At 76.5% G+C, this 15,266-nt stretch carries 13 protein-coding genes; 9 read left to right on the forward strand and 4 right to left on the reverse strand.

Going from position 1 to position 15,266, the window contains the following annotated elements; all coding sequences use genetic code 11:
- Window positions 1–55 precede the first annotated feature (55 nt).
- Complete coding sequence (locus tag AC1050_RS06650) at window positions 56–1,294, forward strand: MFS transporter (protein ID WP_482386569.1); 1,239 nt, start codon at window positions 56–58, stop codon at window positions 1,292–1,294.
- 267 nt (window positions 1,295–1,561) lie between these two features.
- On the forward strand, window positions 1,562–3,298 hold the full coding sequence (locus tag AC1050_RS06655; protein WP_482386570.1) for a DEAD/DEAH box helicase: 1,737 nt from the start codon (window positions 1,562–1,564) through the stop codon (window positions 3,296–3,298).
- Window positions 3,299–3,502: 204 nt separating this feature from the next.
- On the opposite strand, the gene AC1050_RS06660 is transcribed toward AC1050_RS06655, so the two are convergent.
- From AC1050_RS06660 to AC1050_RS06670, 3 genes are all read right to left on the reverse strand, one after another.
- Window positions 3,503–4,378: an oxygenase MpaB family protein gene (locus AC1050_RS06660; RefSeq protein WP_482386571.1), complete on the reverse strand. Its 876-nt coding sequence runs from the start codon at window positions 4,376–4,378 to the stop codon at window positions 3,503–3,505.
- Window positions 4,379–4,501: 123 nt separating this feature from the next.
- Entirely contained in the window at window positions 4,502–5,125 is a 624-nt protein-coding gene (locus AC1050_RS06665) for a MarC family protein (RefSeq protein ID WP_482386572.1), read from the reverse strand.
- Window positions 5,122–5,964 (reverse strand): PHP domain-containing protein, encoded by an 843-nt coding sequence (locus AC1050_RS06670; protein ID WP_482386573.1) that lies wholly within the window; start codon window positions 5,962–5,964, stop codon window positions 5,122–5,124. Before AC1050_RS06670 ends, AC1050_RS06665 begins: the two co-directional genes overlap by 4 nt.
- An 89-nt stretch (window positions 5,965–6,053) precedes the next feature.
- On the opposite strand from AC1050_RS06670, the gene AC1050_RS06675 reads away from it, so the two are divergent.
- Entirely contained in the window at window positions 6,054–7,622 is a 1,569-nt protein-coding gene (locus AC1050_RS06675; RefSeq protein WP_482386574.1) for an aminopeptidase P family protein, read from the forward strand.
- A gap of 67 nt (window positions 7,623–7,689) precedes the next feature.
- Here the strand turns inward: AC1050_RS06675 and AC1050_RS06680 are convergent, their stop codons facing one another.
- Window positions 7,690–8,427, reverse strand: a complete 738-nt coding sequence (locus tag AC1050_RS06680) for a YflT domain-containing protein (RefSeq protein ID WP_482386575.1) — start codon at window positions 8,425–8,427, stop codon at window positions 7,690–7,692.
- Between the two features lie 173 nt (window positions 8,428–8,600).
- Here AC1050_RS06680 and AC1050_RS06685 point away from each other — a divergent pair, with 173 nt between their 5' ends.
- The 6 genes from AC1050_RS06685 (at window position 8,601) to galK (ending at window position 15,050) form a co-directional block, all read left to right on the forward strand.
- Window positions 8,601–9,941, forward strand: a complete 1,341-nt coding sequence (locus AC1050_RS06685; protein ID WP_482386576.1) for a magnesium transporter MgtE N-terminal domain-containing protein — start codon at window positions 8,601–8,603, stop codon at window positions 9,939–9,941.
- Window positions 9,934–10,536 carry a DUF1003 domain-containing protein gene (locus AC1050_RS06690; protein ID WP_482386577.1) on the forward strand — a complete coding sequence of 201 codons (603 nt, stop codon included), beginning with the start codon at window positions 9,934–9,936 and terminating at the stop codon, window positions 10,534–10,536. The genes AC1050_RS06685 and AC1050_RS06690 overlap by 8 nt, the downstream gene beginning before the upstream one ends.
- Window positions 10,537–10,667: 131 nt before the next feature.
- On the forward strand, window positions 10,668–11,828 hold the full coding sequence (locus AC1050_RS06695) for an Mrp/NBP35 family ATP-binding protein (RefSeq protein ID WP_482386578.1): 1,161 nt from the start codon (window positions 10,668–10,670) through the stop codon (window positions 11,826–11,828).
- Window positions 11,829–11,948: 120 nt separating this feature from the next.
- Complete coding sequence (locus AC1050_RS06700; RefSeq protein ID WP_482386579.1) at window positions 11,949–12,875, forward strand: NAD(P)H-binding protein; 927 nt, start codon at window positions 11,949–11,951, stop codon at window positions 12,873–12,875.
- Window positions 12,876–12,894: 19 nt separating this feature from the next.
- Entirely contained in the window at window positions 12,895–13,776 is an 882-nt protein-coding gene (locus AC1050_RS06705) for a DeoR/GlpR family DNA-binding transcription regulator (protein ID WP_482386580.1), read from the forward strand.
- A gap of 5 nt (window positions 13,777–13,781) precedes the next feature.
- Window positions 13,782–15,050 carry a galactokinase gene (galK, locus tag AC1050_RS06710; RefSeq protein WP_482386581.1) on the forward strand — a complete coding sequence of 423 codons (1,269 nt, stop codon included), beginning with the start codon at window positions 13,782–13,784 and terminating at the stop codon, window positions 15,048–15,050.
- Window positions 15,051–15,266: the final 216 nt, after the last annotated feature.

Genomic DNA, 15,266 nt, shown 5'->3' on the forward strand with positions numbered 1-15,266 from the left:
GACCTGGAGGCGGGGAGGCGCGTCGCCCGTCTCGTGCACCCGGAGGGTCCCTCACGTGTCCGCCCTGAGCGCCTACGCGCGCCTGTTCCGCCTGGCCGGCCCCGCCTACGTCGTCGTCGCGTTCCTCGGGCGCCTGCCGATGGCGATGGCCCAGCTCGGCGCCCTGCTCCTCGTCTCCACCGCCACCGGCACCTACGGCCTCGGCGGTCTGGCCGCCGGCGCGCTGGCCGTCGCGAACGCCGTCGGCGCGCCGGTCGCCGGCGGGCTCGCCGACCGGTTCGGGCAGCGGCCCGTGGTCCTGGTCCAGTCGCTGGCCGGCGCGGCGTCGCTCACCACGCTGACCCTGCTCGCCGACCACGGCGCGTCCGGCACCGTCCTGGTGGCCGTCGCCGCCGTGACCGGCCTCGCGCTGCCGCAGGTGGGCCCGCTGGCCCGCGTCCGCTGGCGCCCCATCACCGCCGGCACCGGCCCGGAGCAGCGCCGCCTGGTCGACGCCGCGTTCTCCTACGAGGGCGCCGTCGACGAGGCGTCGTTCGCGATCGGGCCCGCCCTGGTCGGCGTCGTCGCGGTCGCGCTGTCCCCCGCCGGCGCGCTGCTGACTGCCGCCGCCCTGCTCGCGGTGTTCGGCACCGCGTTCGCGCTGCACCCGACCGCCCGCCGCACCGGGTCCGGCCCGCACGTGCGCCACACCGGGCGGCTGCTGACCGTGGCGTTCGGCGTGCTCGTCGTCGCGCAGACCGCCGTCGGCATGCTGTTCGGCTCCGTCCAGACCGGCACCACGGTGCTCGCCACGCAGGCGGGGCAGCCGGGGCTGGCCGGACTGGTGCACGCCGTGCTCGGGGTCGGCAGCGCCGTGGCCGGGATCGGCACCGCGTTCCTGCCGGCCCGGTTCGGGCACGAGCGGCGCGTCCTCGTCGCGGCGGCCGCGATGGTGGCGCTGTCCTGGCCGCTGCTGCTGGTCGGGTCGCTGCCCGCGCTCACCGCCGCCGTGGCGGTGCTCGGGTTCGCGATCGCGCCGTACATGATCGGCGTGTTCTCCCTCGGGGAGCGCGTCGTGCCCGCCGGCCGCACCGGCGCCGCGATGACGGCCCTGGCCAGCGCCACCGGCGTCGGGTACGCGCTCGGTTCCAGCATCGCCGGCCGGCTCGCCGACCTGTCCGGGCACCGCGCGGCGTTCGCGGTGACGGTCACCGCGACGGTGGTGGCGCTGCTCGTCGCCGCGACCCAGCAGCGCCGGCTCGCCGCCGTCGTCCGGGCCGCCGAGGTGCCGGAGGCGGCACCCGTCGCCGTCTGACCGCGCGGGCGCGCCGGGGATCCGGCACGCCCGTCCGGCGCCCGATCCAGGGCCGCGCGGGCCGTCGGTGCGTATCATGGCGGTGTTCATCGGTTGCCCGGTCGTCTCGACCTCGGTGCTCCTCGAGCGGCGCGGCGCCTGCGGGCGCGCGGTCCGCCTCGACTGACCTGCACGATCGGCTGCCGGACCACCTGTGGCGATGCCCGTCGCGGATCCGCTCGCGGGCGCGACGTGCGGCACGCCACCTGCACGAGTGAAGAGCAGTCCGTGACCTCGACCGACCCCACCACCGACGCCGGCCTCGCGCCCGAGGACGTCGCCGTGGAGACCATCGACACCCCGACCGCCGCGTCCGTCCAGGCCGCCGACGTGACCTTCGCGGACTTCGACGTCCGCCCGGAGATCGTCGCCGCGCTCGCCGACGCCGGCATCACCACCCCGTTCCCGATCCAGGCGATGACCCTGCCCGTGGCGCTGTCCGGCCACGACATCATCGGCCAGGCCAAGACCGGCACCGGCAAGACGCTCGGCTTCGGCGTCCCGCTGCTGCACCGCGTCGTCGCCCCGGACGAGGAGGGCTTCGATGCCCTGCCCGCCCCCGGCAAGCCGCAGGCGCTGGTCATCGTCCCCACCCGCGAGCTCGCGGTGCAGGTGGCCGGCGACCTGGACACCGCGTCCAAGCGCCGGTCGGTGCGCGTCGCGCTGCTGTACGGCGGCCGCGCCTACGAGCCCCAGATCGCCATGCTGGAGCGGGGCGTCGAGGTCGTCGTCGGCACCCCCGGCCGCATGATCGACCTGATGAACCAGGGCCACCTGGACCTGTCGCGCGTGAAGTGCGTCGTCCTGGACGAGGCCGACGAGATGCTGGACCTCGGGTTCCTGCCCGACGTCGAGAAGCTGCTCGCCCGCACGCCGGCCTCCCGCCACACCATGCTGTTCTCGGCGACCATGCCGGGTGCCGTCGTGGCGATGGCCCGCCGCTACATGACGCAGCCGACGCACATCCGCGCCAGCGAGCCGGACGACGTCGGCCAGACCGTCAAGAACATCAAGCAGGTCGTCTACCGCGCGCACGCGCTCGACAAGGTCGAGGTGCTGGCCCGCATCCTGCAGGCCGAGAACCGCGGCCTGACCATCGTGTTCGCCCGCACCAAGCGGACCGCCGCGAAGGTCGCCGACGAGCTGGTCGACCGCGGGTTCGCCGCCGGCGCCCTGCACGGCGACCTCGGCCAGGGCGCCCGCGAGCAGGCTCTGCGCGCGTTCCGCAACGGCAAGGTGGACGTGCTGGTCGCGACCGACGTCGCCGCCCGCGGCATCGACGTCGACGACGTCACGCACGTCATCAACTACCAGTGCCCCGAGGACGAGAAGACCTACCTGCACCGCACCGGCCGCACCGGCCGCGCGGGCAACAAGGGCACCGCGGTCACGTTCGTCGACTGGGACGACGTCCCGCGCTGGGGCCTGATCAACAAGGCCCTCGAGCTCGGCTTCCCGGAGCCGCAGGAGACGTACTCGAGCTCCCCGCACCTGTTCACCGACCTGGACATCCCGGCCGGCACCAAGGGCCGGCTCCCCCGGTCCAAGCAGACCCGCGAGGGCCTGGGCGCCGAGGTGCTCGAGGACCTGGGCGAGACCGGCAAGCGGCACACCCCGAGCCGGGACTCCGGCTCGCGGGACGGCGGGCGCGGCTCGCGCGACGGCGGCCGCGGACCCCGCGGCGAGGGTGCCGGGCGCGGCGAGCGCGGCGAGCGCGGTCCCCGCGCCGAGGGCGAGGGCGGCGGCCGGCAGCGTGAGCGTCGCCGCGGCGGCTCGGGCTCCGGCGAGGGCGCCGCGGCGGCCACCGAGGCGTCGGCGCGGCCCGCCGAGGGCTCGACCGGCCCCGCCGAGGGCCGCTCCGAGGACGGCGCGGCCCCGCGTCGCCGCCGCAACCGCCGCCGCACCCGCAGCGGTGGCGAGGGCACGTCGGCGTCGCAGCCGGCTCAGGCCCCCACGGAGGCCTGAGCAGCACCCGCAGCACCCGCGAGGGCGTCCCGGCACCAGCCGGGGCGCCCTCGCGCCGTCCCGGGGCGCCGCGCGCCGGTGCACCGGCTCGCGAGGTCGTCATGTCGCGGCGAGGTCGTCAGTCGTCCATGACGACCTCGCCGTCGTGTGACGACCTCGCCATGGTGCGACGACCTCGCGGGAGGAGCCGCGGGCAGCCGCGGGCTACCCGGCCGGCGTCGGCGGGGCCGGGTCGGCCGCGAGCGCCCACCGGATCGCGCGCGTGACCACGTGGCCGCCGCCGCGGGCGAGCGTCGCGTCCAGCCACGGCACGTCGGGCAGGCCGAGCGGCGCCCGGGCCGCGCGGGGCAGGCCGGCGATCGCCGCCGCGCTCAGCACCGCGTACGGCGCCCGCGCGGCGGCCGACAGCGGCGGGTGCACCAGCAGGAACCGCGCCGCCTCGCGCGCCTCGGGCGTGCCGCGGAGCTCGGGGAGGTAGGAGTCGAGCGCGTCCTGCAGGCCCGCGGCCGTCTCCGGCAGGTCCTCGGCGCCGAGCGCCCGCCCGACCCGCGCGCCCTGCGCGACGTAGGCGTCGCAGCCCGCGGCGTCGAGCGGGTCGGCGCCGTACCGCTGGTGCGCGGCGAGGAACGCGTGCGCCTCGGTGACGTGCACCCAGCGCAGCAGGTGCGGGTCGGACGCCGCGTACGGCTCGCCCTCGGCGGTGACGCCGCTGATCCGGTCGTGGATCGCGCGCACCGTCCCGATCACCTGCTCGGCGTGCGCCGCGGTGCCGAACGTCGTCGTCGCGATGAAGGTGCTGGTGCGCTGCAGCCGCCCCCACGGGTCGCCCCGGTAGCCGGAGTGCGCGGCGACGGCCGCCATCGCCAGCGGGTGCCAGGACTGCAGCAGCAGCGCGGTCAGCCCGCCGACGAACATCGACGCGTCGCCGTGCACGCGGCGGATCGCGTCGTCCGGGCCGAACCAGCGGGTGCCGGGCGTGGTGTGGATCCGCTCGCGCACCTGGTCGCCGCGCGGGCCGGCGACCCGGGCGAACAGCTCGCCGCCGAGCCGGCTGCGCAGCGTGGGGGTGGAGGTGGTCACGGGCCGATCCTCGCCCCGCGGGCGCGAGGCTGCCAGCGCGAGCCCCGTCCCCGGCCGGTTCTCGCATCCCCGGCCGGAAGATCGGCCGGTACCGCGAGAATCGGCCGGCGAAGCGGCCGAGTCCTACGCGGCCTTGACGAACGCCGTCACCGCGTCCGCCACGAGCTGCACCGCGATCGCCGCCAGCAGCAGGCCCGCGATGCGGGTGACCAGCGTCGTCCCGGAGTCGCCGAGCAGCCGGTGGATCACCCCGGCGAACCGCATCGCCAGCCACAGGCAGACGTGCACCAGCACGATGCCGATCGCGATCGCGAGCCAGTCGGCCAGGGTGCCGTCGCTCTGCTGCACGAACACCATCACCGCGACGATCGCGCCCGGCCCGGCCAGCAGCGGCGTGCCCAGGGGCACCAGCGCCACGTTGACCTTGGTGTTGCCGGACGGCTGCGGCTCCTCGGACTTGCCGGTCAGCAGCTCCATCGCGACCAGCAGCAGGAGCAGGCCGCCGGACGCCTGCAGCGCGGGCAGCGAGATGTGCATGTAGGACAGCAGGCTCTGCCCGAACACCGCGAACGCCAGGATGACGCCGAACGCGACGAGGATCGCCTGCCGCGCCGCGCGGTTGCGCTGCTGGCGGGTCATGGTGCCGGTGAGGCCGAGGAAGATCGGCACCGTCCCCGGCGGGTCCATGATGACGAACAGGGTGATGAAGACCTCGGAGAGGAGTCGCCAGTCGAGCACGGCGCTCATCGTCCCACCACCGCGGTGCGGCCCTGGCGCTCGATCTCGGCGAGCACCTCCGGCGTGGTGGTGTTCTCCCCCAGCAGGTTGCGCTTGCCGGTGCCGTGGTAGTCGCTCGACCCGGTGACCAGCAGGCCCAGCCGGTCCGCGAGCGCCGTCAGCCGGGCCCGCTGCTCGGGTCCGTGGTCGCGGTGGTGCACCTCGAGCCCGGCCATGCCCGCCTCGGCCAGCTCGGCGATCACGGCGTCGGGGACGATGCGCCCGCGGCCGTCGGCGCCGGGGTGCGCGAACACGGGCACCCCGCCGGACGCGCGGATCGCCTCGACGGCCTCGACCGCCTCCGGCGCGTAGTACGGGACGTAGTAGTCGCCGCGCGTGGAGAGCACGTCCGCGAACGCGGCGTCCCGGTCCGGCACGACCCCGAGCGCGACGAGCGCGTCCGCGACGTGCGGCCGCCCGACCACGGTGCCGGGGGCCTGCTGCGCGAGCACGTCCTGCCAGGTGATCGGGAAGTCCGAGGACAGCCGCTCCACGATCGCCCGGCCGCGGTGCAGCCGCGCCTCGCGGGTCCGGGCGACCAGGTCGCCGAGCGCGGGGTGCGCCGGGTCCTGCAGGTAGGACAGCAGGTGCACGCTGACGTGCCGGGACAGCGCCGACACCTCGGTGCCGGGGACCAGCACGATGCCGTGCTCGCGCGCGGCGTCGGACGCCTCGGCCCAGCCCGCGGTCGTGTCGTGGTCGGTCAGCGCGACGACGTCCAGCCCGGCGGCGGCCGCGGACGCCACGACGCCGGCCGGGGGCTCGGTGCCGTCGGAGGCCGACGAGTGGGTGTGGAGGTCGATGCGCACCGCGGAAGCCTACTCACCGGTAGCGCCCCGCCCGCACACCTGCCCGCACGCCCGCCCGCACGACCCGTCCGCGATGCCAGACTGGCCCCATGGCGACCGACCCCACCCCCGAGACCCCCGCGCCCGCGCTGTCCGAGCCCGCCCCCGGCGAGCAGACCCTCGCGGACCGCGGCTCCAACCGCAGCCAGCGCCCGCAGTCCGCCGCGTTCCTGGACTGGGTGACGTCCGGCTGGGCCGAGCGACCCGCCAGCACCGCGGTCGCCGGCGACGCCGCGCCGTTCACCGCCGCGCGCCGTGCGCGCCTGGCCGCCGCCTTCCCCGGCGAGCGGCTCGTGGTCCCGGCCGGCGCGTACAAGGTGCGGTCGAACGACACCGACTACCGGTTCCGCCCGCACTCCGCGTTCGCGCACCTGACCGGCCTGGGTGCCGAGCAGGAGCCCGACGCCGTGCTGGTGCTGCACCCGGCCGCCGACGGCGAGGGCGACCCGCTGCCCGACGGCGGCCGCTCGACGCACCGCGCGGTGCTCTACCTGCGCCCGCTGGCCGGCCGGGACACCGAGGAGTTCTTCTCCGACGCCCGGTACGGCGAGTTCTGGGTCGGCCCCCGACCGACGCTCGAGGACATGGCGACCGTCACCGGCATCGCGACCGCACACAGCGACGACCTACGCGACGCGATCGCCAAGGACGCCGGCCCCGACGGCGTGCGCGTGCTGGTGGTCCCCGGCGTCGACGAGGCCGTCGAGGCCGTCGTCGAGGAGATCCGCGCCGCCGAGGCCGCGGGCGAGCGGGACGCCGCGCTGGTCGAGGCGCTGTCCGAGCTGCGCCTGGTCAAGGACGCGCACGAGGTCGCCGAGCTGCGGTCCGCGGTGGCGGCCACCGCGGAGGGCTTCGAGCAGGTCGTGCGCCGGCTGCCCGAGGCCGTGGCGCACCGCCGCGGCGAGCGGGTCATCGAGGGCACGTTCCTGTCCCAGGCCCGCGTCGAGGGCAACTACGTCGGCTACGAGACCATCGCCGCCGCCGGCTCGCACGCGACCACGCTGCACTGGACGGACAACGACGGCCGGGTCCGCGAGGGCGAGCTGGTGCTGATCGACGCGGGCGTCGAGGTCGACTCGCTCTACACCGCCGACATCACCCGGACGCTCCCGGTCGACGGGACGTTCACGGACGCCCAGCGCCGGGTGTACCAGGCGGTGCTGGACGCGGCCGACGCCGCGTTCGCCGCCGCGGTGCCCGGCAACAGGTTCCGGGACGTGCACGCCGCGGCGATGGAGGTCATCGCCGCGCGTCTGGACGAGTGGGGCATGCTGCCGGTCCCGGCGGCCGAGTCGCTGAGCCCCGAGGGCCAGCAGCACCGGCGCTGGATGGTGCACGGCACGAGCCACCACCTCGGCCTGGACGTGCACGACTGCGCGCAGGCCCGCAAGGAGATGTACCTGGACGCGGTGATCGAGCCGGGCATGGTGTTCACCATCGAGCCGGGCCTGTACTTCCAGGTCGACGACCTGCGGGTGCCGGAGGAGCTGCGCGGCATCGGCGTGCGCATCGAGGACGACGTGCTGATCACGGCCGACGGCAACGAGAACCTGTCCGCGGCCCTGCCGCGGCGCCCGGAGGACGTAGAGTCCTGGATGGCGGGCCTGCTCGGTCGCTGACCCGACCCCCGGACGCGACGACGGCCCGGTCCCCGCGACCGCGGGGGCCGGGCCGTCGTCGTCGGGCTCAGTCCTGCTTCTCGGGCGGCGTGCCCGGCTGCTGCTCGGTGTCCTGCACCGGCGGCTGCGGCTGCGGCGCGAGCTGCCCGTAGCGCGGCTCGGCCGGCGGCTGGCCGGGCTGGGGCGCGAGCTGGCCGTAGCGGGGCTGGGCCGGCGGCGGCGTGGCGGGCGCCTGCGGGGCGGCCGGCTGCCCGTACGCGCCGGACGGGTCGGACGGCCGGGTGCCGAACGGCTGCGCGGGCGGCACCGGGGCGCCCGCGCCGACCCGGACGCCGCCGACCTCGCGGAGCATCTGCCGCGCGTCGTGCGCCCGCTCCACCTGGCACAGCACCGCGTACTGCGAGGCGACGATCTGGCTCTGCGAGGTGAAGTCCCGCCGGCCGCGGCTGGTGGCGTAGACCAGCACCGCGAGCAGCAGGCCGGCCGCGCCGCCGAACAGCACGGCGGCGAGCAGGATGCCCGACTCCCCGCCCGCCATGAGGAACAGCAGGCCGATGAACACGCCGAACCAGGCGCCGGACCCGAACCCGCCGATCGCGACGCGCGCGTAGGTCAGGCGGCCGGTGACGCGCTCGACCATCCGCAGGTCCGTGCCGACGATCGTCACCAGCTGCACCGGGAACTGGTGGTCCGAGAGGTGGTCCACCGCCTTCTGCGCCTCGAGGTACGTGCCGTAGGACGCGACGGTCTCGCCCTGCGGCAGCGTGGGGGTGTTGGGGACGCGGGCACCACCGGTGAACGACATGGCCCCATCCTCGCCCCGCGGGCGGTGCCGACGCCAGACGACCGGGGCGATACGCAGGGACTTCGTGGCGGACGTCCAGACCGGGCACAGGCCGCACCGGGGTGACGGCGGTCACGGTGCCCGCGGCCGTCGCGCGCCTGCGACGGGGCACCCCCGCGTCTACGCTGACGACCGTGAGCGGCTCCGGGACCCGAGTGTTCGTCGCACGACTCGCCGGCACCTCCGTCTTCGACCCCATCGGCGACCAGGTCGGCCGGGTGCGCGACGTCGTCGTGCTGCTCCGGCCGAAGGGCGCGCCGCGCGCCGTCGGCCTGGTCGTCGAGGTCCCCGGCAAGCGCCGGGTGTTCGTGCCGCTCACCCGCGTGACCGCGATCGACTCCGGCCAGGTGCTGTCGACCGGCCTGGTCAACATGCGCCGGTTCGAGCAGCGGCCGTTCGAGACGCTGGTCGTGGGCGAGCTGTTCGACCGCACGGTGCAGCTGGCGGACGGCTCCGGCTCCGCGGCCGTCGAGGACGTCGCGATCGAGCGGCAGCGCAACGGCGACTGGCTGGTGTCCAAGGTGTTCGTGCGCCGGCACCGCCCGGGCCGCGGCGTGCTGCGGCGGCGCGGCGAGCCCGAGCTGCTGGACATCGACGCCATCGCCGGTCTGGCCCGCACCGCCGCCGACGCCCAGGGCGCCGCGCTGCTCCTGGCGCAGTACGACGAGCTCAAGCCGGCCGACCTCGCCGACGTGCTGCACGACATGGGCGCGACCCGGCGGCTGGAGGTGGCGACCGCGCTGGACGACGAGCGGCTGGCCGACGTGCTGGAGGAGCTGCCCGAGGACGACCAGGTGGCGATCCTGTCCGGCCTGGCGCGCACCCGCGCCGCCGACGTCCTGGAGGCGATGCAGCCCGACGACGCCGCCGACCTGCTCGGCGAGCTGCCCGACGACCAGCAGGCCGAGCTGCTCGGCCTGATGGAGCCCGAGGAGGCGCGCGACGTCCGCCGGCTGCTCGCGTACGCGGAGAACACCGCGGGCGGCCTGATGACCACCGAGCCCGTGGTCCTGGGCCCGGAGACGCCGATCGCGGCCGCGCTCGCGCACGTGCGGCGCCGCGAGCTGACGCCGGCGCTGGCGTCGATGGTGTTCGTGGTGCGGCCGCCGCTGGAGACGCCGACCGGCCGGTTCATCGGCGTGGTGCACCTGCAGCGGCTGCTGCGCGAGCCCCCGCACGAGCCGATCGGCTCGCTGGTCGACACGGACATCGACCCGGTGCCCGCCGACGCGCCGCTGATGGCGGTCACCCGCCGGCTGGCGACCTACGACCTGCTGGCGATCCCCGTCGTCGACGACGACCGCCGGCTGCTCGGCGCGGTCAGCGTCGACGACGTGCTGGACCACCTGCTGCCCGAGGACTGGCGCGAGACCGACGAGGAGGTGCAGCCGGTGCCGGCCGCACCCGTCGCCGGCCCGCCCGCCGCCGGCCCGCCCGCAGCGACCCGGGCACCCCGAGGGGGTCGCCGTGGCTGAGCGCCTCGACACCCCGAAGGCCGCGCGCCGCACGTTCCTGCCCAAGCTGCAGGAGGACGCGTTCGGCAAGGTCTCCGAGGGCATCGCCCGGTTCATGGGCACGCCGAAGTTCCTGCTGTGGCTGAGCCTGTTCTGCCTGGCCTGGCTGTCGTGGAACGCGTGGGGTCCCGAGCTCCTGCGCTTCGACAAGGCCGAGAACGGGTTCACCGCCCTGACCCTGATGCTGTCGCTGCAGGCGTCGTACGCAGCGCCGCTGATCCTGCTGGCGCAGAACCGGCAGAGCGACCGCGACCGCGTCCAGGCCGAGCAGGACCGGCAGCGCGCCGAGCGGAACCTGGCCGACACCGAGTTCCTGGCCCGCGAGATGGCGGCGCTGCGCATCGCCCTGTCCGAGGTCGCCACCCGCGACTTCGTGCGCTCGGAGCTGCGCAACCTGCTCGAGGACCTCGTCGAGGACCGCGAGAACGCCGAGGACGACGCCGCCGACGCCCCGCGCGACGCCGCCGAGCGCGACCGGCTCGACCGCGGCCGGGCGGACCGGGCCCGGGACCGGCGCGCGGTGGCCGACGACCGCGGCCGGGGGCCCGGCGCCTGACCCCGTCCGCACCGCCCCAGTCCGCACCGCCCCCGTCCGCACCGCCCTCGTCCGCACCACCTCCGTCCGCACCGCCCCCGGCGGGACCGGGTCCCACGGGAAGCCCGGCCGCGCGGACCTACGATGGGCGCATGCCGTTGGACACGCGTGACCCCGAGGTCGTCGCCGCCGCCGTCCGGGAGGCCCTGACCCGGGTGATCGACCCCGAGATCCGCCGCCCGATCACGGACCTGGGCATGGTGCGCTCGGTGGACGTGGACACCGCCGCGGCCGGCGGCACCCGGGTGACCGTCGGCATCGACCTGACGACCGCGGGCTGCCCGCTGCGGGACACGATCACCAAGGACGTCACGGCGGCGGTGCGCACCGTCGAGGGCGTGGCCGACGTGCGGATGGCCATGGGCGTGATGAGCCCCGAGCAGCGCGCCGCGCTGACCGAGCGGCTGCGCGGCGGCGCCGAGCCGGTCATCCCGTTCAGCAAGCCGACCTCGCTGACCAAGGTGTTCGCGGTCGCGTCCGGCAAGGGCGGCGTGGGCAAGTCGTCGGTCACCGCGAACCTCGCGGTCGCGATGGCGGCGGACGGGCTGCGGGTCGGCGTGGTCGACGCGGACATCTACGGGTTCTCGATCCCGCGGATGCTCGGCGTGACGCAGCCGCCGACCCGGGTCGACGAGATGCTGCTACCGCCCATCGCGCACGAGGTGAAGGTCATCTCGATCGGGATGTTCGTGCCCCCGGGCCAGCCCGTGGTGTGGCGCGGACCGATGCTGCACCGTGCGCTCCAGCAGTTCCTCGCCGACGTGTTCTGGGGCGACCTGGACGTGCTGCTGCTCGACCTGCCGCCCGGGACCGGCGACATCGCCATCTCCGTGGCGCAGCTGCTGCCCGGCTCCGAGCTGGTCGTGGTGACCACCCCGCAGCTCGCCGCGGCCGAGGTGGCCGAGCGCGCCGGGTCCATCGCCACGCAGACGCGGCAGGGCGTGGTCGGCGTCGTCGAGAACATGGCGTGGCTGGAGCAGCCCGACGGCAGCCGGCTGGAGCTGTTCGGCTCCGGCGGCGGCGCCCGGGTGGCCGAGGGCCTGTCGCGGTCGACCGGCGGCACCGTGCCCCTGCTCGGCCAGGTGCCGCTGGACATCCGGCTGCGCGAGGCCGGCGACGGCGGGACGCCCGTGGTGCTCACCGACCCCGACTCCCCCGCGGCGGTCGCGCTGCGCGGGGTGGCCTCGTCGCTGACCGCGCGGTCGCGCGGGCTCGCAGGGCGGTCGCTGGGGCTCACGCCGGTCGGTCGCTGACCGGCCTCGGGCGCTGACCGCCGCCGGACGCCGACGGGCGGCCGCACCTCCCGCCGGTGGTCGTGTCGGTGGTGCGCGCGAGGATGGGGCCCCGTCCACCGAGGGTCGAAGGAGCCGCTCGTGCGCGTCGTCGTCACCACCCCCACCGGGCGCGTCGGGTCCCGCGTGGCCACCCTGCTCGTCCAGGCGGGCGAGCGTCCCGTGCTGCTCGCCCGCGACCCCGGCCGGCTGGACCCCGCGCTGCGCGCCCTCGCCGAGGTCGTCGCCGTCGACCTGACCGACGCCGACGCGGTCGTCCGCGCCACCGCGGGGGCCGACGCCCTGCACTGGGTCAGCCCGTCGCTGCCCGCCGACGACCCCGTCGAGGCGTACGCCCGGCTCGGTGCCGTCGCCGCCCGCGCGGTGCGGGAGAACGGGATCGGGCGCGTGGTGCTGCAGAGCAGCGTCGGGGCCGAGGCCCGGCACGGCTTCGGGGAGATCGACGGGCTGGCGCGCACCGAGGAGCAGCTCGACGCGACCGGTGCCGCCGTCACGCACCTGCGGTGCGGCTACTTCTACTCGAACCTGCTGCTGGACCTGCCCGGGCTGCGCGCCGGCGCGCTCACGACGACGCTGCCGCTGGACCAGCGCATCCCGTGGGTGGACCCGCGGGACGTCGGCGACGTCGCGGCGGCCCGGCTGCTGTCCACGGCGTGGTCCGGGCGGTGCACCCAGGGCGTGCACGGCCCGGCCGACCTGTCGTTCGCGGAGGTCGCCCAGGTGGTCGGCGACGCGCTCGGCCGGCCGGTCGAGGCGGTGCGGATCACGGACGACGACGCGGCGGCGTCCCTGCGGGGTCTCGGCCTGACCGAGGCCCAGGTGGACGGGGTGGTCGGCATGCTGCGGGGGCACCGGGGCGGGTTCGTCGCCGAGGACCCCCGTACGGCGGCGAGCACCACCCCGACGACCCTCGTCGCCTGGGCCCACGCGACGCTGCGACCGGCGGCGGCCGCTACGGAGGCGGCGGAGGCCGCGGACCCGGAGGACTCGGTCGTCACGCGCGGCTGATGTTGGTTCGTGTGCGGTCGTGGTGGATACTGTCGCCGTGCTCGCGAGTCAACGGCAGGACCGCATCCTCGCGGACGTGCGCGCCCGCGGCGCGGTGCGCGTCGCCGACCTCGTGGAGCAGCTCGACGTCTCCGAGATGACCGTGCGCCGGGACATCACCGAGCTGGACCGGGCGGGCCTGGTCCGCCGGGTGCACGGCGGCGCGGTCGCCCCGGACGGGTCCGGTCGGCCGACGGACGAGCCGGGGTTCGAGGAGAAGAGCACCTGGGCCACCGCCGAGAAGGCCGCGATCGCGACCCTGGCCGCCGGCACCGTCGAGCCCGGGCAGTCCATCGCCCTGTCGGCGGGCACCACCATCCACCTGCTCGCGCAGCGGATCGCCGCCGACCCCGCGCTGCGGCCGCTGACCGTGGTGACCAACTCGCTCCCGGTGGCCCAGACGCTGCACCGGGCGGTCCCCGGCGCCGGCCCGCTCGACGTGATCCTGACCGGCGGCACCCGCACGCCGTCCGACGCGCTGGTCGGGCCCGTCGCCGACACCGCGCTCGCGACCCTGCGGGTGGACCGGCTGTTCCTCGGCGTGCACGGCCTCGACGAGCACGGGCTGATGACGCCGAACCTGGCCGAGGCCGCCACCGACCGGGCGCTGCTGGCCTGCAGCGCCCGCGTGACGGTGCTCGCCGACCACACCAAGTGGGGCGTGGCGGGGCTGGCCCGGATCGCCTCGCTCGAGGAGGTCGACGTCGTCGTCAGCGACGCCGCCCTGCCCGGGAGCGCCCGCACGGTGCTGGCCGACGCCGGCTGCACGCTGCTGGCGCCGGACTCCCCGGCCCCCGACCCCCGCACGTCCGACCACCCCGAGCCGGACCGCCCCGCGTCCGACCACCCCGAGAGGCGTTGACCCCGATGGAGCAGCAGCACGAGCCGACGACCGCCCCCGTGTGGGTCGAGGCGTGGGAGCCCGCCGACGGCGACGCCCGCGTCCGCGCCCTGTTCGCGGACCGGTTCGGCACCGCCCCGGACGGCACCTGGTCCGCGCCCGGCCGGGTCAACCTGATCGGCGAGCACACCGACTACAACGGTGGCCTGTGCCTGCCGTTCGCCCTGCCGCACCGCACGTACGTCGCCGTGCGGCGCACGGACACCGGCGTGGTCCGGCTGGTCTCGGCGCAGGAGACCACCGGGACCCGCGAGGTCGTGCTGTCCGAGGTCGCGCCCGGGGCGGTCAGCGGCTGGCCGGCGTACGTCGTGGGCGTCGCGTGGGCGCTCGCCGAGGCCGGCCACCAGGTCGGCGGCTTCGACGTCGCCGTCGACTCGTGCGTCCCGTACGGCGCGGGCCTGTCGTCCTCCGCGGCGCTCGAGTGCGCGGCGGCCGTCGCGATCGACGCCCTCTACGGGCTGGGCCTGGCGGGCACCGCCGAGCAGCCCGACGACGCCGGACGCGCCACCCTCGCGGCCGCCTGCATCCGGGCGGAGAACGAGATCGCCGGCGCGAGCACCGGCGGGATGGACCAGTCGGTGTCGCTGCGCGGCCGCGCGGGCCACGCGCTGCTGCTGGACACGCTCGACGGCTCGGTGCGGCACGTGCCGTTCGACCTCACCGCGCACGGGCTGGCGCTGCTGGTCATCGACACCAAGGCCCCGCACACGCTGAACGACGGCCAGTACGCCGCGCGCCGGGCGTCCTGCGACGAGGCCGCCTCCCGGCTGGGCGTGGGGACGCTGCGCGAGATCGACGCGCACGGCCTCGGCGACGCGCTGGCGGCGCTCGCGCACGGCACCGGGCCCGTCGGCGAGGGCCGCGACGAGGTCGAGGTGCTGGTCCGCCGGGTGCGGCACGTGGTCACCGAGATCGCCCGCGTCGAGGAGTTCGTCGCGCTGCTCGACGCCGACCGGGTGGAGGAGGTCGGGGACGCGATGGACGCCTCGCACGCCTCGCTGCGGGACGACTACGAGGTCTCGTGCCGGGAGCTCGACGTCGCCGTCGAGGCGGCTCGCTCGGCCGGCGCGCTCGGTGCCCGCATGACGGGCGGCGGGTTCGGCGGCTCCGCCATCGCGCTGGTCCGCGCGGACGCGGTGGACGAGGTCGCGGCCGCGGTCGCCGCCGCGTTCGCCGCCGAGGGCCTGCACGCGCCCGCGTTCCTGGTGGCGACGGCGAGCGCTCCCGCCGCCTGACCGCCGGGGCCGAGGGGGCGACACCCCCGGAGCCGACGGGACCGAGGAGCCGGCGCGGGGTCGGCGGTCGCGCGACCGCCGGCTCCGCCGCGACCCTCGACGCCCGGCCCCCTACCCTCGGCCCTCGGCCCTCGGCCGGACCCTCCCCGCGTCCTCCCCCGGAACCGGGTGCTCAAATCCGCCCCGGTAGTGCGCTCTGCGCGGTAGCGTTCCTCG

The organism is Cellulomonas sp. NEAU-ZC6 (assembly GCF_056844425.1).